The following is a 16,247-nucleotide window of genomic DNA, read 5'->3' on the forward strand; positions in this document are numbered from 1 at the left end:
CAGCAGCAAAACACCCTGGCCCAGGCGGCCACCAACCAGGGCGTGATGCAGATCTACAGCGTCGACACCACCGCCGGGGCGGCGGCCACCGAAAAAGTCGCCCAGGGCGGGGTCTCCGACAACCTCACCAGCCTGTTGACGGTTCTCAAGTCCTTTCAGAGTTGATGGCTGAAAGCCTGATTTTCCGTTGAACCTACCTGCTGAAAAAATGGAGTTTTTATGAGCACAGTCAGTCCGCAAATCACCGATGCCGTCACCCAGACCAACGTCAAGGTCGTCGCCGAAGCGCCAGCCATGTCGATGGGCACCATCTACCAGTCCATGGGCCAGTCCGTGGCCATCCTGTTCCAGAACTCGGTTTCGGCGCAGCAGCAGCAAAACACCCTGGCCCAGGCGGCCACCAACCAGGGCGTGATGCAGATCTACAGCGTCGACACCACCGCCGGTGCGTCGGCCACCGAGAAAGTCGCCCAGGGCGGTGTGGCCGACAACCTCACCAGCCTGTTGACGGTGCTCAAGTCGTTCAGTAGCTGACCGTTCCCCAGGCGCCATGCCAGCGCCCCCGCCGCCTGCCTAGGCTGCGGGGGCGTTGTCTTTTGCCCGGCGGCATGGGAGGTTGAAGCGGATTTTTTACCGCTAGGCGCCTTTACGTTCTTTTTTTCGAACAGCCTATTGTCCTTTACCCCCGTTGACCCTAGGATTCGTTTGAGATTTCAAACGCTCTTGCCTGGGTGCCCAAACGCACGTCTATTCTTGTGTGCGACTTTTTCGTGCTTTTACCCAGTGAACGATTTTCCTGACGGCAGCCTGGCCACGGGCTGGTGACAGCGCCCCGGCGCTCTCCTCCTGACCTGGCGCCTTTCTACAATCACAATTCGCCCCGCGTATGCGCGGTGCTGTTAAGGAAGCCGACATGCAGCTCAAAGACGCCCAGTTGTTCCGCCAACAAGCCTTCATCGATGGAGCTTGGGTCGACGCGGACAACGGCCAGACGATCAAGGTCAACAACCCCGCTACCGGTGAAATCCTCGGTACCGTGCCAAAGATGGGCGCTGCCGAAACCCGCCGCGCCATCGAGGCCGCCGACAAGGCCCTGCCGGCCTGGCGTGCCCTGACTGCCAAGGAGCGCGCCACCAAGCTGCGCCGCTGGTATGAATTGCTGATCGAGAACCAGGACGACCTGGGTCGCCTGATGACCCTGGAGCAGGGCAAGCCGCTGGCCGAAGCCAAGGGCGAAATCGCCTACGCCGCCTCCTTCATCGAATGGTTCGCCGAAGAAGCCAAGCGCATCTACGGTGACGTGATTCCCGGCCACCAGCCCGACAAGCGCCTGATCGTGATCAAGCAGCCGATCGGCGTGACCGCGGCCATCACCCCGTGGAACTTCCCGGCGGCGATGATCACCCGTAAAGCCGGCCCGGCCCTGGCCGCCGGTTGCACCATGGTCATCAAGCCCGCTTCGCAAACCCCGTTCTCGGCCCTGGCCCTGGTGGAACTGGCGCACCGTGCCGGCATCCCGAAAGGCGTGCTGAGTGTGGTCACCGGCAGCGCCGGCGACATCGGCGGCGAGCTCACCAGCAACCCGATCGTGCGCAAGCTGTCGTTCACCGGCTCTACCGAGATCGGTCGCCAGCTGATGGCCGAATGCGCCAAGGACATCAAGAAAGTCTCCCTGGAGCTGGGCGGCAACGCGCCGTTCATCGTGTTCGACGACGCGGACCTGGATAAGGCCGTCGAAGGCGCGATCATCTCCAAGTACCGCAACAACGGCCAGACCTGCGTCTGCGCCAACCGCCTGTACATCCAGGATTCGGTCTACGACGCCTTCGCCGAGAAATTGAAGGCAGCAGTGGCCAAGCTGAAGATCGGCAACGGCCTGGAAGAAGGCACCACCACTGGCCCGCTGATCGACGAAAAAGCCGTGGCCAAGGTCCAGGAACACATCGCCGACGCCCTGAAAAAAGGCGCGACCCTGCTGGCCGGCGGCAAGTCCATGGAAGGCAACTTCTTCGAGCCGACCATCCTGGTCAACGTGCCCAAGGATGCAGCCGTGGCCAAGGAAGAAACCTTTGGCCCACTGGCGCCGCTGTTCCGCTTCAAAGACGAAGCCGAAGTCATCGCCATGTCCAACGACACCGAGTTCGGCCTGGCCTCGTACTTCTATGCCCGTGACCTGGGCCGTGTGTTCCGTGTGGCCGAGGCCCTGGAATACGGCATGGTCGGGGTCAACACCGGCCTGATCTCCAACGAAGTGGCGCCGTTCGGCGGCATCAAGGCCTCGGGCCTGGGCCGTGAAGGTTCCAAGTACGGGATCGAGGATTACCTGGAAATCAAATACCTCTGCCTGGGTATCTGATCCGGTTTCAAGCGCCGGGGGCACGAGAGCGCTGTCCCCCTGCGCAGCTTTAAAAAACGCACTTTTCAAGGTGGCCCGGGACCGCTCCGACAGTCGATCATCGCATGCTGTCGCAGGCGCTTCCCCGCCCCGCAACCCTTGAATCACACCGCTGCCGCAGCGGTGAATGAGGACACTATGAGCAAGACCAACGCATCTTTGATGAAACGCCGTGAAGCCGCTGTACCGCGCGGTGTTGGCCAGATTCACCCGATCTTCGCCGACAGCGCGAAGAACGCCACCGTCACCGACGTTGAAGGCCGCGAGTTCATCGACTTCGCCGGCGGTATCGCGGTACTGAACACCGGTCACGTGCACCCGAAGATCATCGCCGCAGTGACCGAGCAATTGAACAAGCTGACCCACACTTGCTTCCAGGTCCTGGCCTACGAGCCTTACGTGGAGCTGTGCGAGAAAATCAACGCCAAGGTGCCAGGTGATTTCGCCAAGAAAACCCTGCTGGTGACCACCGGTTCCGAAGCCGTCGAGAACGCCGTGAAGATTGCCCGTGCCGCCACTGGCCGCGCCGGCGTGATCGCCTTCACCGGCGCCTACCACGGCCGCACCATGATGACCCTGGGCCTGACCGGCAAGGTCGTGCCGTACTCGGCTGGCATGGGCCTGATGCCAGGCGGCATCTTCCGCGCGCTGTACCCGAATGAACTGCACGGCGTGAGCATCGACGACTCCATCGCCAGCATCGAGCGCATCTTCAAGAACGACGCCGAGCCTCGTGATATCGCCGCGATCATCATCGAGCCAGTACAGGGCGAAGGCGGCTTCTACGTCGCGCCCAAAGAGTTCATGAAGCGCCTGCGCGCCCTGTGCGACCAGCACGGTATCCTGCTGATCGCTGACGAAGTGCAGACCGGCGCTGGCCGTACCGGCACCTTCTTCGCCATGGAACAGATGGGCGTTACCGCCGACCTGACCACCTTCGCCAAGTCCATCGCCGGCGGCTTCCCGCTGGCCGGTGTCTGCGGCAAGGCCGAGTACATGGACGCCATTGCTCCAGGCGGCCTGGGCGGCACCTACGCCGGTAGCCCGATCGCCTGTGCGGCGGCCCTGGCGGTGATGGAAGTGTTCGAGGAAGAGCACCTGCTGGATCGCTGCAAGGCTGTTGGCGAGCGCCTGGTGACCGGCCTCAAGGCCATCCAGGCCAAGTACCCGGTGATCGGTGAAGTGCGTGCCCTGGGCGCGATGATCGCGGTGGAACTGTTCGAGAATGGCGACAGCCACAAGCCGAACGCCGCTGCCGTGGCCCAGGTCGTGGCCAAGGCTCGCGACAAGGGGCTGATCCTGCTGTCCTGCGGCACCTACGGCAACGTTCTGCGGGTTCTGGTACCGCTGACCTCGCCGGATGCCCAGCTGGACAAAGGCCTGGCCATCATCGAAGAGTGCTTCGCTGAACTCTGATGACGCTGTGACCTGATCGACAGAAAAACCCGCTTCGGCGGGTTTTTTTTCGCCCTCAGGCGGCTCCAGGGGGATTTGCGTTGTATGGAAGCCCGCGCATTGACTAAGGTGCAAGGGATTGCCTAGGGAGCGTGCTGCATGACCGCTGTTGATTTACCCGCTGTACCTCGCGTGCTGATTGCCGAGGCTGATCCCTGGTCTCGTGATTTGCTCAAGCAAGTGCTGTTGAACGTGCGCTGTGATGCGCGTCTGGACTTGTGTGCCGACGGTCAGGAGGCCATGGACCTGCTGAGCGCCAAACCCTATGACCTGATCATTGCCGATTGGGAGCTGCCGGGCATCGATGGCCTGTCGCTGCTGCGCGCGGTGCGCCAGCGCAAGCGCAACCCGGTGCAGCCGTTCATCCTGTTGAGCGTGCGCAGCGACAGCGCCAGCGTGCGCGAGGCCTTGCCCCTGGCGCCCACTGCCTACCTGACCAAGCCCCTGAACATGGAAGGGCTGACCCAGCGCCTGCAGGGCCTGCTGCTGGACGCCGGCCAGGAAGTCTCCTGCGAGGTGCCGGCCCTGGCGCCGGGCATGACCCTGTGGCCCTTTCTCGAACGCCGGCGCGATGTGGCCGACGGCGCGCCGCTGCTCACCGACGTGCAACTGGCGGTCAAGCGCAGCCTCAACCCCGAAGGCCTGGACCTCAAGGTGCTGGAGGAAGAGATCCGCACCGATCCCCAGGTCACCGCGGTGCTGATCGCTGCAGCCAACAGCGCCGCGCAGCACCATGGCGACGGCGTGCAGACCCTGTCCCAGGCCCTGCATCGGCTGGGCACCGGGCAGAGCATGAACCTGATCCTCGGCCTGACCCTCAAGCGCAGCGCGCGCCTGAGCGATCCGGCCCTGGCCGACTATGCCGAGCGCTATTGGGAGCTGTCCCTGCATACCGCGGAATACGGCCGGACCCTGGCGCGCCTGCTGGACCTGGACCAGGAGCGCTGCTACTGCGCCGGGCTACTGCATCGCCTGGGCGACCTGGCGCTGCTGCGTTGCCTGCAGGAGTGGAAACAGGCCGGCGGCGAGCTGGACGACCAGGAAGAAATCGGCGATGCCCTGGAGCGCTTTGGCGCGGCCTACGGCTCGGCGCTGCGGACCCGCTGGCGCATGCCCCTGGAACTGCGGGAACTGATTGCCTCGATCTACCAGTTGGGCGGTGGGGTGTATTCCCGCGAGGCGCTGGTGATGAACCTGGCGGCGCAGCTGGCGCGGCTGACCGAGCACGAAGGGGTGGAAGAGATCGCGCGCTGCAAGACCGCGCGGCTGCTGAAGGTCGGGCTGCCGGAACTGACCCGCCTGCGCAAGGGCTGAACCACTGTAGGAGCCGGCTTGCCGGCGAAGAGGCCTTCGAGTCTTGTGCAAGCCTTGCGGGCCAGCCAGCTCCTACGGGCGAGTGATCGCGGGTTTATCCGGTGATGATGCGGTTCTTGCCCTGGCGCTTGGCTTCGTACATGGCGCTGTCGGCGCGGGCGAACAGGTTGTCCAGGCTTTCGTCTTCCGCCAGCAGGCCGGTCAGGCCCTGGCTCACGGTGATGGTGAACGTCTGGCCCTGGTGGCTGAAATTCTGGCGCTGGATCTCCCGTTGCAGGCGCTCGGCTACCTGGCGCGCCATGTCCGCGGTGCAGCCGGGAAAAACCGCGGCGAACTCCTCGCCACCGATCCGCCCGAACAGGTCGCCGCGACGCAGGGCCGCGCGCCCGCTTTCGGCGATGCGCTGCAGGACGATGTCGCCTTCGGGGTGGCCGTAGGTGTCGTTGATCACTTTGAAGTCATCGATATCCAGCAGCAAGAAGGCCAGGGACGAACCTTGCAGGCGCGCCTGCTCGAACTCGCGGTGGGCGCATTCGAAGAAGTGCCGACGGTTGCTGCTCTGGGTCAGCACGTCGGTGGTGGCCAGGCGTTGCAACTCGGTTTCCAGCTGCTTCTTTTCGGTGATGTCTTCGGCGATGCCGACCACGATCAGGCGTTGCCCGGGCTCGGCATTGCGGTTGATGAAGCATTTGTCGCTGAGCCAGCGCACCTGGCCCTGGGCATCGATGATGCGGTACTCGCGATCTTCCACCGCGCCCTTTTCCAGGACCTGGGCCAGGCTGCGCTCGGCGTACTCCAGGTCATCGGGGTAGATGCTGTCGCGCCATTGATTGCAGTCCGCCAGGAGCAGGCCTGCGGGGCGACCGAAGATCCGTTCATAGGCCGGGCTGACGTACAGCACCTGGCGGCTGTCCCAGTCGAAGGCCCAGAGTACCGCGTTGACACTGACCAGCAGCGAGCTGAACAGCTGCTCGCGTTCGGTCAGGCGGGCCACTTCGCCCTGTGCATGCATCAGGGCCATCAGGGTTTGCGCGGCTTCGGGCCACTGTGGAAGCGCAGAGGGAGTGTGTGGGTTCTTGTTGACCATCGGCACAGATCTCAAAGGGCGTGCCGCGCGCCGTTAGGCAGCGGCTACAACCAAGCCCGCCTGGATGGCGAAGTGTTGTTTGAGATAGGGGATCGGGCGCTAAGTTCCCGGCCGCTACAGCGATAGCGCGAGCGCCCGCCAGACGGTCGAGAGGGGCCTGCAAGGCTTGATTTCAGAAGGGCAGCCCCTCGCCACGGGAGTGGCGAGGGGCTGGGGTCAGGCGGTGGTGGGACGCAGGGAATAGGTCTTGAGCTGATGGGCGAAATCGCGCAGGGACTGAATGCCGCTGGCCTCGGCCTCGTGTACCCAATCCTTGATGGCCGCGAGCATGTCGTGGCCGTTGGAGCTGGTCTTGACCCAGATCTGCTGCAGGGCCAGACGCTTCTCGTAGATCACCTTCAAGGCCTGGCTGTGCTCCAGCATGCTCTGGATGCGCAGGTGGTGGCGGTCTTCCAGCAGGCTGGTTTCCCGGGACAGCAGGCGCTTGGCACGGTGGAACTGGTGGCGCACCGAATGATCGACCTTGGCCAGTTCCTGTTTCACCAGCGGGCCGATCACCAGCTTGCGGTACTGGGCCATGATCTGGAACCGGTTGTTGAGGATGGCCATGGCGGTGTCCATGTCCAGGTGGCCCTTGCCTTCGACCCGGTGGGCGATGGGCGCCACGCGCTGGACCCTGGCCAGACGCAGGAAGCTGAAGACCTTGATCCAGGCCCAGCCCAGGTCGAACTCCCACTTCTTCACCGAGAGCTTGGCCGAGTTGGGGTAGGTGTGGTGGTTGTTGTGCAGCTCTTCGCCGCCGACGATGATGCCCCAGGGCACCAGGTTGGTGGCGGCGTCGCGGCATTCGAAGTTGCGGTAGCCCACCGCATGCCCCAGGCCATTGATGACCCCGGCGGCCCAGAACGGAATCCACATCATCTGGATGGCCCAGATGGTGATGCCGATGGTGCCGAACAGCAGCAGGTCGATGGCTGCCATCAGCGCCACGCCGCCCAGCTTGTAGCGGCTGTAGAGGTTGCGTTCGATCCAGTCTTCCGGGCAGTTCTTGCCGTAGATGCGCAGGGTCTCCGGGTTCTTCGCCTCTTCGCGATACAGCTCTGCGCCCTTGCGCAGCACGGTGGACAGGCCCTTGACCACCGGGCTGTGGGGGTCGTCGGCGGTTTCGCACTTGGCGTGGTGCTTGCGGTGGATGGCGGTCCACTCGCGGGTGTTCTGCGCCGTGGTCAGCCACAGCCAGAAGCGGAAGAAATGTTTCAGGCCGGCGTTGAGTTCCAGGGAACGGTGCGCGGAATAGCGATGCAGATAGACCGTGACCGCGACAATGGTCACGTGGGTCATCAACAGGGTGACTGCCACCAGTTGCCAGGCGGACAAGCCAAGTAAACCTTCATACCACATAGGCGATAAGGCCCTCGATAAAGAAAAAAACAGCCCAGGCATTATCACTAAGCCCACTGAGAAAACCAGTCGCCCTTTCAGATAAGAGTGGCGGAATGTTTCTTCCTCTATAATCCCAAACTTTTCGTGTGGAAATAGACGGACTTATGTCGGTTTCTTATCGCAATGGTTTGCGTGCCGCGCTGCTCTATCTGCTGTTGTCGCTGGTCTGGTTGCAGTTCAGTGGTTATTTATTGAGCAGTTTCTTCGATGAGTTTTCCGATCGGGCCCATTGGCAACTGGTTGGCGGCTATGCCTGGGCGGTGGTCAGCGCGGTGCTGATCTTCTTCGCCCGGGCCCGTCTGCTGCGGGTGTTGGGGGCCGATCGCTGGCTGCGCCACCAGCAGAAGGACCGCGAGCGCCTGCGCCAGGCGGCGGCGGTGTTCGACTGCACCCGCGAAGGGGTGCTGGTGAGCGATACCCAGGGGCAGATCGTCCACGTCAACCGCGCCTTCATCGAAATCACCGGCTACCAGCGCGAAGAGGTGCTGGGCCGCCAGCCGAGCCTGTTCAAGTCCGGGCATCATTCGGCGCAGTTCTATCAATCGATGTTCGACTCGTTGCAGAAGACCGATGAGTGGAGCGGTGAAATCTGGAATCGGCGCAAGAGCGGCGAGATCTACCCGCAATGGCAGACCATCCGCGCGATCCGCGATGAGCAGGGCGAGCTGACTCATTACGTTGCGGTATTTTCCGACATCAGCGCGATCAAGGATTCCGAGCACGAGCTGGCTCACCTGGCCCATCACGATCCGCTGACCGACCTGCCCAACCGCCTGCTGTTCACCGACCGTGCCGAACAGGCCCTGGCTTCGGCGCAGATCCACAAGCGCGGCTGCGCCATGCTGATGATCGATCTGGACCACTTCAAGATGATCAACGACAGCCTGGGGCACAACGTCGGCGACCAACTGCTCAAGGCGGTGGCCGAGCGCCTGGGCGGGATGTTCGGCCCGGGCATCACCCTGGCGCGCCTGGGCGGCGACGAGTTCGCGGTGCTGGCCGAAAGCTGCCCGCAGCTGGTGCAGGCGGCGGCCCTGGCCCAGCGCATCATCGACGGCCTCAAGGAGCCCTTCCAGCTCGGCGAGCAGCAGGTGGTGATCAACGCCAGTATCGGTATCAGCCTGTTTCCCAGCGACGCGCTGAGCGCCAGTCAACTGCTGCGCAACGCCGATGCGGCGCTGTTCAAGGCCAAAAGCGCCGGGCGCAACGGTTACGCCCTGTACACCGAGGAGCTCACCGCCCATGCCCAGCAGCGGGTGGAAATCGCCTTCGAGCTGCGCCGCGCTCTGGACCAGCAGGAACTGCGGGTCTACTACCAGCCGGTGCACGACCTCAAGACCAGCCGCCTGGTAGGCGTCGAGGCCCTAGTGCGCTGGGAGCATCCCGAGCGCGGGCTGGTGTCGCCGGCGGAGTTCATACCGATTGCCGAGCGCACCGGGATGATCGCCGAGATCGATGCCTGGGTCATGCAGCAGGCTTGCCGGCAGATGTGCCAGTGGCAGGCCGATGGCGTGGTGCTGTCGTTTATCGCGGTGAATGTCTCGACCCGCCTGTTCGCCCGCAGCGAGCTGTACCAGCAGGTGGCCCAGGTGCTGCACGAGACCGGGCTGGACCCGGCCTACCTGGAGCTGGAGGTCACCGAAAGCGCGGTGATGGACGATCCCGAAGTGGCCCTGGAGCAGATGCACCGTTTGCGCGAGCTGGGTATTCGCCTGGCCATCGACGACTTCGGCACGGGCTACTCCTCCCTGCTGCGGCTCAAGCGCCTGCCGGTGCAGAAGCTCAAGATCGACCAGGGTTTTGTCGCCGGCCTGCCGTTCGACGAGGACGATGCAGCGATATCCCGGGTAATCATTGCCCTGGCCCAGAGCATGGGCATGCAGGTGCATGCCGAGGGTATCGAGCAGGTGGAACAGGCGCGTTTTCTTCTGGAACACGCCTGCGACCTGGGCCAGGGCTACTGGTTCGGCCGGCCGATGCCGGCGGCGCAACTGGTCTGGAGCAACGCCCCGCAGATCCGTTGATCCCTGTAGCCGCTGGCGCAGGCTGCGAACGGTTTGGGCGGCATACCGACGTGGCAGGCGCGGTGTTGAGGTTTGGCGCAAGGGCGCCAGGCAAGGCCCTGGGGGCCTTTGCGCAGCCTCGCTGAAGCTCGGCAGCGGCTACAGGGTTGGGGCTAAGCTGCTGTCAGCTCGAATAATTTCTTCTGGTTATATAAACATTCTTAAATAGTATTTTTAAGAATATCCGGCCCTATCTAGTATTGCTCCCACGCCGCAAGCAGTGCCGCCACTGCCAGGCACATCCCACTCAGGAGCAACACCATGAGCGCATCTCTACGCAGCGTTGACGGCCAGGACGAAGCAACCATCTTGCGGGAAATTCAAAGCGCACTGCGCGACCTGCGCTTCGGTGCGGTGGAAATCACCGTGCACAACGCCCAGGTCGTGCAGATCGAACGCAAGGAAAAATTCCGTCTGCAGCAGCCCGGCCACAAACCGAGTTGAAAGTACCTCGCTGAACACCGCGTCACCCTCTCGCGAACGAGAGGCCCGACTGGTCAACCGGAGGGCGTCATCCATGACCCCCTGCACGAATCCCAGCGTTCCTTTTCGAATGCGGGCTGAAATCGCCATAAGAAAAATGCCAGCACCTTAAAAAATTTCAGGAGCTTCACCATGTCGTCGATTCGCCGTTATGCCCTGGCCGCCCTCGCCAGCGCCGTTTTCGCCGGTTCCGCCGTTGCCAAGGACTATGAGCTGCTCAATGTGTCCTATGACCCGACCCGTGAGCTGTACCAGGATTACAACGCCGAGTTCGTGAACTTCTGGAAGAAGGACCACCCGGGCGACAACGTGAAGATCCAGCAATCCCACGGTGGCTCCGGCAAGCAGGGCCGGGCGGTGATCGACGGCCTGCGCGCCGACGTGGTGACCCTGGCCCTGGCCGGTGACATCGACGAAATCGCCAAGCTCGGCAAGACCCTGCCGGCGGACTGGCAGAAGCGCCTGCCCGACGCCAGCACGCCCTACACCTCGACCATCGTGTTCCTGGTGCGCAAGGGCAACCCCAAGGGCATCAAGGATTGGGGCGACCTGATCAAGAAAGACGTCTCGGTGATCACCCCGAACCCGAAAACGTCCGGTGGTGCACGCTGGAACTTCCTCGCCGCCTGGGCCTACGGCCTGAAGGCCGGTGGCAGTGAGGCCAAGGCTCAGGAATACGTCAAGGAGCTGTTCAAGCACGTACCGGTGCTGGATACCGGGGCCCGCGGCTCGACCATCACCTTCGTCAACAACGGCCAGGGCGACGTGCTGCTGGCCTGGGAAAACGAAGCTTTCCTGGCCCTCAAGGAAGACGGCGGCGCCGACAAGTTCGATATCGTCGTGCCTTCGCTGTCGATCCTCGCCGAGCCGCCAGTGGCGGTGGTGGACAAGAACGCCGAGAAGAAAGGCAACACCCAGATCGCCGAGGCCTACCTCAAGCACCTGTACAGCCCGGCCGGCCAGGAAATTGCCGCGAAGAACTTCTACCGCCCACGGGACAAGGACATCGCCGCCAAATATGCCCAGCAGTTCCCGAAACTGGACCTGGTAACTATCGACAAGGACTTCGGCGGCTGGAAAACTGCCCAACCGAAATTCTTCAATGACGGTGGCGTGTTCGACCAGATCTACACGGCGCAATAACCCTGTTGTAGGGGCTGGCTTGCCAGCGAAGGCGCCCCTGAGGGCAAAGCACGACTTGCGGGCCCTTTGGCCGGCAAGCCGGCTCCTACCAGGCAGAGCCCGCATTGAGTTGCGGGTTTTGCGTATCCGTTCCGTTAACCAAGGACTCTTATGTCGCGTCGTATCTCCCCCGTCATACCCGGCTTCGGGCTGACGCTGGGCTACACCTTGGTGTACCTCAGCCTGATTGTGCTCATCCCCCTGGCGGCGATGTTCGTGCATGCCGCGCAACTCACCTGGGAACAGTTCTGGGCGATCATTTCGGCGCCACGGGTGCTCGCCGCGCTCAAGCTGAGCTTCGGTACCGCGTTGTATGCGGCCATCATCAACGGCGTCATCGGCACCCTGCTGGCCTGGGTCCTGGTGCGCTACAGCTTCCCCGGGCGCAAGATCATCGATGCCATGATCGACCTGCCATTCGCCCTGCCCACCGCCGTGGCGGGCATTGCCCTGACCGCGCTCTACGCGCCCACCGGCCTGGTGGGGCAGTTCGCCACCGACCTGGGTTTCAAGATCGCCTACACCCCCCTGGGCATCACCCTGGCACTGACCTTCGTCACCCTGCCATTCGTGGTGCGCACGGTGCAGCCGGTGCTGGCGGACATCCCCCGTGAAGTGGAAGAAGCCGCCGCCTGCCTGGGTGCCAAGCCGTGGCAGGTGTTCCGCCATATCCTGGTACCGGCCCTGCTGCCGGCCTGGCTCACCGGTTTTGCCCTGGCCTTTGCCCGGGGCGTGGGCGAGTACGGTTCGGTGATCTTCATCGCCGGCAACATGCCGATGAAGACCGAGATCCTGCCCCTGCTGATCATGGTCAAGCTCGACCAGTACGATTACACCGGCGCCACTTCCATCGGCGTGCTGATGCTGGTGGTTTCCTTCATTCTGCTGCTGCTGATCAACCTGCTGCAGCGGCGCATCGAACGACCTTAAGGAGGCGCGACCATGTCCCAATCGTCCATTTCCGCCGCGTCCTCCGCCAACGCCGCCCGCCGTGGCAGCGCCACCTCGCGGCGCCTGCTGATCGGCCTCGGCTGGCTGATCTTCGCCCTGTTCCTGCTGCTGCCGCTGTTCATCGTGGTGTCCCAGGGCCTGAAGCTCGGCCTGGGGGCGTTCTTCGATGCGATCTTCGAGCCCGACGCCCTGTCGGCGCTGAAACTCACGGTGATCGCGGTGCTGATCTCGGTGCCCCTGAACCTGGTGTTCGGGGTCAGCGCGGCCTGGTGCGTGAGCAAGTACTCGTTCCGCGGCAAGAGCATCCTGGTGACCCTGATCGACCTGCCGTTCTCGGTGTCGCCGGTGATCGCCGGCCTGGTCTATGTGCTGATGTTCGGCGCCCAGGGCCTGTTCGGCCCGTGGCTTTCGGACCACGACATCCAGATCGTCTTCGCCTTGCCGGGCATTGTCCTGGCCACCATCTTCGTCACCGTGCCCTTCGTTGCCCGGGAACTGATCCCGCTGATGCAGGAGCAGGGCACCCAGGAAGAGGAGGCCGCCAGGTTGCTGGGGGCCAATGGCTGGCAGATGTTCTGGCACGTCACCGTGCCCAACATCAAATGGGGCCTGATCTACGGCGTGGTGCTGTGTACCGCCCGGGCCATGGGTGAGTTCGGCGCGGTGTCGGTGGTTTCCGGGCACATTCGCGGGGTCACCAACACCCTGCCGCTGCACGTGGAAATCCTCTACAACGAGTACAACCACGTCGCCGCCTTTGCCGTCGCCAGCCTGTTGCTGATCCTTGCGTTGTTCATCCTGCTGCTCAAGCAGTGGAGCGAATCCCGAATCAACCGCCTGCGCGCCAGCGCCGCGGAGGAATAAGTCATGTCGATCGAAGTCCGTAACGTCAGCAAGAACTTCAACGCCTTCAAGGCCCTGAACAGCATCAACCTGGACATCCAGAGCGGCGAGCTGGTGGCCCTGCTGGGCCCGTCCGGCTGCGGCAAGACCACCCTGCTGCGGATCATCGCCGGGCTGGAAACCCCGGACCAAGGCAGCATCGTGTTCCACGGCGAGGATGTCTCGGGCCACGACGTGCGTGATCGCAACGTCGGTTTCGTGTTCCAGCACTACGCCCTGTTCCGCCACATGAGCGTGTTCGACAACGTTGCCTTCGGCCTGCGCATGAAGCCGAAGAACCAGCGCCCCAGCGAGAGCAAGATCGCCGAGAAGGTCCACGAGCTGCTGAACATGGTGCAGCTGGACTGGCTCTCCGACCGTTACCCGGAACAGCTCTCCGGCGGCCAGCGCCAGCGTATCGCCCTGGCCCGCGCCCTGGCGGTGGAGCCCAAGGTGCTGCTGTTGGACGAACCCTTCGGCGCCCTCGACGCCAAGGTGCGCAAGGAGCTGCGGCGCTGGCTGGCGCGGCTGCACGAAGACATCAACCTGACTTCGGTATTCGTTACCCACGACCAGGAAGAAGCCATGGAAGTGGCCGACCGCATCGTGGTGATGAACAAGGGCGTGATCGAGCAGATCGGTTCCCCGGGCGAGGTCTACGAGAACCCGGCCAGCGACTTCGTCTACCACTTCCTCGGCGACTCCAACCGCCTGCACCTGGGGGAGGACAACCACGTGCTGTTCCGGCCTCACGAAGTGTCGCTGTCGCGTTCCGAACTGGAAGACCACCACGCCGCCGAAGTACGGGATATCCGTCCGCTGGGGGCCACCACCCGGGTGACCCTGAAGGTGGAAGGGCAGAGCGAACTGATCGAAGCCGAAGTGGTGAAGGACCACGACAGCCTGATCGGCCTGGCCCGTGGCGAAACCCTGTTCTTCAAGCCCAAGGTCTGGCAGAAACACGCCAGCCTCTGACCCCGCCGACATCACGCCCGCTGTAGGAGCTGGCTTGCCAGCGAAAGCGTCCTTCAGGTTTGCACCTGGCTCGAAGGCCTCTTTGCCGGCAAGCCGGCTCCTGCGGGGGCCGGCCCAATATTCCCGAAGCGTTCCCGGGCTTCAGACCATGGCTTTCTTGTGCCGCAGGGCCACCGGCCCGGAACGCTGCTCGATGGCCTGCTTCAGGTCATGGCGCAGCCCCAGCAGGAAGGCCAGTTCGGCCACCACGAACAGCGGGCCGACAATCAGCCCCGAAAGGTCGTCGACGAAGGCCGGCTTGCGGCCCTCGTAGTAATGGCCGATGAACTGGATCACCCAACCGATCACGAACAGGCCCAGGCCGCTGCTCAGCCAGAGCCCGGTACTTTGCGCCGCCAGCACCTGGCCGGCCCACACCGATAGCGCCATCAGCACCGTCATCAGCACCCCCAGGCGCACTTCCAGGCGCAGGTAGAACACTGACGCGGCCAGGGCCAGCAGCAACGCCGGCGACCACGACAGCCCGGCCATGCTCCAGGCGGGACGCGACAACAGCACGGCCACCGCCACCACAATCATCGGAATGCCGATAAAGTGGCTGGCGATATTGCGCGGGTCGCGGTGGTAGGCGGCGTATTGACTGAGATGATCAACGAGGCTTTTCATTGTTGTTCCTCCGTTAGGGTGGCTCGATCATGCCCGGCGGCGGTGCTCGGCTCTGTCAGCTAGGCGACAATCATTGCGATGCCCTGAGGGAAAGACCTGTTCATGGACCTGCACCAGTGGCGTGAATGCCTGATGACCGGCCAGTGGTTCAGCCACCTGCCGGCTTCCTTACAGAATAGTTTGCTCGACAGTGCGCGCCTGCGCCGGCTGACGGCGGGGCAGTGCCTGTTCCGGCGCGGCGATCCGCCCTGCGGGCTGTACGCGGTGCTGGAGGGCACGGTGCGGGTGGGCGCGGTCAGCGAGCAGGGCAAGGAGGCCTTGCTGAGCCTGATGGAAGCGCCCCACTGGTTCGGCGAGATCTGCCTGTTCGACGGCCAGCCCCGTACCCACGATGCCTACGCCGAGGGCGCCTGCACCCTGCTCCAGGTGCCGCAGGCGAACCTGCTGCAACTACTGGAGCAGCAGCCGCAATACTGGCGCCAGTTCGCCCTGCTGATGAGCCACAAACTGCGCCTGGCCTTTATCAACCTGGAGCAGTTGAGCCTGATGCCGGCCCCGGCGCGGGTGGCCAGCCGCCTGCTGGCGATGGCCGCCGGCTACGGTGAAGTGGCCCAGGCCCGCCGCGTGCTGCAACTGCCCCAGGAACAACTGGCGCTGATGCTCTCGCTGTCGCGCCAGACCACCAACCAGATCCTCAAGGAGCTGCAGCACCAGGGCATCCTGCGCCTGAGCTATGGCGAGATTGAAATCCTCGACACCGAGCGCCTGCGCGCCCTGACCTCGCCATAGAAGCCCCCGCGATGTCCCGGCCTCCCGTAGGAGCTGGCTTGCCAGCGAAGAGGCCCGCGAGATCGCCTTCGCCGGCAGCCGGTTCCTACGAGCCACGATAGGTCGAGAACCCATAAGGGCTGAGCAACAACGGAATGTGGTAATGCTGCTCGGTCTGCCTGACCTCGAAGATCACCGGGATCTCCGGAAAGAAGGTCTCGCGCTTGGCTTGCCTGAAGTACTCGCCGGTCTTGAACACCACCCGATACTCGCCGGCCGTCAGCGCCCGGCCCGCCGGAAACAGCTCGGCAATCCGCCCCTGCTCATTGGTCACCCCTTCGGACAAGGGCTTCCAGTCCTGGCCCACCTGCTGCTCCAGGGTCACCTTGACCCCCGGCGATGGCAGGCCGTTCTCCAGGTTCAGCACGTGCACGCTCAACGGATTGCCTGCCGCCAGGGCCAGGCTCGACAAACCACACAGGCCGATGGCCGCCAGACTATTACGCAAAACATTCATGCCCCACTCCTTCCTCGATTGAACAAACAACAGAACCTGTAGCCGCTGCCGAGCCCGCGAGGCTGC

16 protein-coding genes are annotated in these 16,247 nt (G+C 63.6%); 12 read left to right on the forward strand and 4 right to left on the reverse strand.

The window, feature by feature from the left end:
* From AC1RL5_RS17715 to AC1RL5_RS17735, 5 genes are all read left to right on the forward strand, one after another.
* Window positions 1-165, forward strand: a 165-nt coding sequence (locus tag AC1RL5_RS17715) for a RebB family R body protein (RefSeq protein WP_368994943.1), incomplete at its 5' end; no start/stop codon positions are given.
* Window positions 166-219: 54 nt separating this feature from the next.
* Window positions 220-534 carry a RebB family R body protein gene (locus AC1RL5_RS17720; RefSeq protein ID WP_011058564.1) on the forward strand — a complete coding sequence of 105 codons (315 nt, stop codon included), beginning with the start codon at window positions 220-222 and terminating at the stop codon, window positions 532-534.
* Window positions 535-913: 379 nt separating this feature from the next.
* On the forward strand, window positions 914-2,356 hold the full coding sequence (gabD, locus tag AC1RL5_RS17725) for an NADP-dependent succinate-semialdehyde dehydrogenase (protein ID WP_011058565.1): 1,443 nt from the start codon (window positions 914-916) through the stop codon (window positions 2,354-2,356).
* Between the two features lie 177 nt (window positions 2,357-2,533).
* On the forward strand, window positions 2,534-3,811 hold the full coding sequence (gabT, locus tag AC1RL5_RS17730) for a 4-aminobutyrate--2-oxoglutarate transaminase (protein WP_011058566.1): 1,278 nt from the start codon (window positions 2,534-2,536) through the stop codon (window positions 3,809-3,811).
* Between the two features lie 138 nt (window positions 3,812-3,949).
* Window positions 3,950-5,164 carry a response regulator gene (locus AC1RL5_RS17735; protein ID WP_011058567.1) on the forward strand — a complete coding sequence of 405 codons (1,215 nt, stop codon included), beginning with the start codon at window positions 3,950-3,952 and terminating at the stop codon, window positions 5,162-5,164.
* A gap of 94 nt (window positions 5,165-5,258) precedes the next feature.
* Here AC1RL5_RS17735 and AC1RL5_RS17740 read toward each other — a convergent pair whose 3' ends face one another.
* Together AC1RL5_RS17740 and desA are read right to left on the reverse strand one after the other, a co-directional pair.
* Window positions 5,259-6,251, reverse strand: a complete 993-nt coding sequence (locus AC1RL5_RS17740) for a GGDEF domain-containing protein (protein WP_103407940.1) — start codon at window positions 6,249-6,251, stop codon at window positions 5,259-5,261.
* 216 nt (window positions 6,252-6,467) lie between these two features.
* Window positions 6,468-7,652 carry a delta-9 fatty acid desaturase DesA gene (desA, locus tag AC1RL5_RS17745; RefSeq protein ID WP_011058569.1) on the reverse strand — a complete coding sequence of 395 codons (1,185 nt, stop codon included), beginning with the start codon at window positions 7,650-7,652 and terminating at the stop codon, window positions 6,468-6,470.
* A 146-nt stretch (window positions 7,653-7,798) separates the two neighbouring features.
* Between desA and dibA the strand changes: the two genes are divergently transcribed.
* From dibA to AC1RL5_RS17775, 6 genes are all read left to right on the forward strand, one after another.
* Window positions 7,799-9,718 carry a phosphodiesterase DibA gene (gene dibA, locus AC1RL5_RS17750; RefSeq protein WP_011058570.1) on the forward strand — a complete coding sequence of 640 codons (1,920 nt, stop codon included), beginning with the start codon at window positions 7,799-7,801 and terminating at the stop codon, window positions 9,716-9,718.
* Window positions 9,719-10,018: 300 nt separating this feature from the next.
* Window positions 10,019-10,201, forward strand: a complete 183-nt coding sequence (gene oscA, locus AC1RL5_RS17755; protein WP_011058571.1) for a sulfur starvation response protein OscA — start codon at window positions 10,019-10,021, stop codon at window positions 10,199-10,201.
* Window positions 10,202-10,372: 171 nt separating this feature from the next.
* The gene (locus AC1RL5_RS17760; protein ID WP_011058572.1) at window positions 10,373-11,383 is read left to right on the forward strand and encodes a sulfate ABC transporter substrate-binding protein; all 1,011 of its coding nucleotides are present in this window, start codon (window positions 10,373-10,375) and stop codon (window positions 11,381-11,383) included.
* Between the two features lie 150 nt (window positions 11,384-11,533).
* The gene (gene cysT / locus AC1RL5_RS17765; protein ID WP_011058573.1) at window positions 11,534-12,352 is read left to right on the forward strand and encodes a sulfate ABC transporter permease subunit CysT; all 819 of its coding nucleotides are present in this window, start codon (window positions 11,534-11,536) and stop codon (window positions 12,350-12,352) included.
* 12 nt (window positions 12,353-12,364) lie between these two features.
* Complete coding sequence (cysW, locus tag AC1RL5_RS17770) at window positions 12,365-13,237, forward strand: sulfate ABC transporter permease subunit CysW (RefSeq protein WP_011058574.1); 873 nt, start codon at window positions 12,365-12,367, stop codon at window positions 13,235-13,237.
* A 3-nt stretch (window positions 13,238-13,240) separates the two neighbouring features.
* The gene (locus AC1RL5_RS17775) at window positions 13,241-14,230 is read left to right on the forward strand and encodes a sulfate/molybdate ABC transporter ATP-binding protein (RefSeq protein WP_011058575.1); all 990 of its coding nucleotides are present in this window, start codon (window positions 13,241-13,243) and stop codon (window positions 14,228-14,230) included.
* Between the two features lie 141 nt (window positions 14,231-14,371).
* On the opposite strand, the gene AC1RL5_RS17780 is transcribed toward AC1RL5_RS17775, so the two are convergent.
* Complete coding sequence (locus AC1RL5_RS17780; RefSeq protein WP_041115120.1) at window positions 14,372-14,896, reverse strand: Mpo1 family 2-hydroxy fatty acid dioxygenase; 525 nt, start codon at window positions 14,894-14,896, stop codon at window positions 14,372-14,374.
* A gap of 102 nt (window positions 14,897-14,998) precedes the next feature.
* On the opposite strand from AC1RL5_RS17780, the gene AC1RL5_RS17785 reads away from it, so the two are divergent.
* On the forward strand, window positions 14,999-15,685 hold the full coding sequence (locus tag AC1RL5_RS17785; protein WP_011058577.1) for a Crp/Fnr family transcriptional regulator: 687 nt from the start codon (window positions 14,999-15,001) through the stop codon (window positions 15,683-15,685).
* An 85-nt stretch (window positions 15,686-15,770) separates the two neighbouring features.
* On the opposite strand, the gene uraH is transcribed toward AC1RL5_RS17785, so the two are convergent.
* A complete protein-coding gene (uraH, locus tag AC1RL5_RS17790) occupies window positions 15,771-16,181 on the reverse strand; it encodes a hydroxyisourate hydrolase (RefSeq protein WP_011058578.1) in 411 nt (136 codons plus the stop codon).
* Window positions 16,182-16,247: the final 66 nt, after the last annotated feature.

Source organism: Pseudomonas sp. GW822-FHT06D10 (assembly GCF_058799535.1).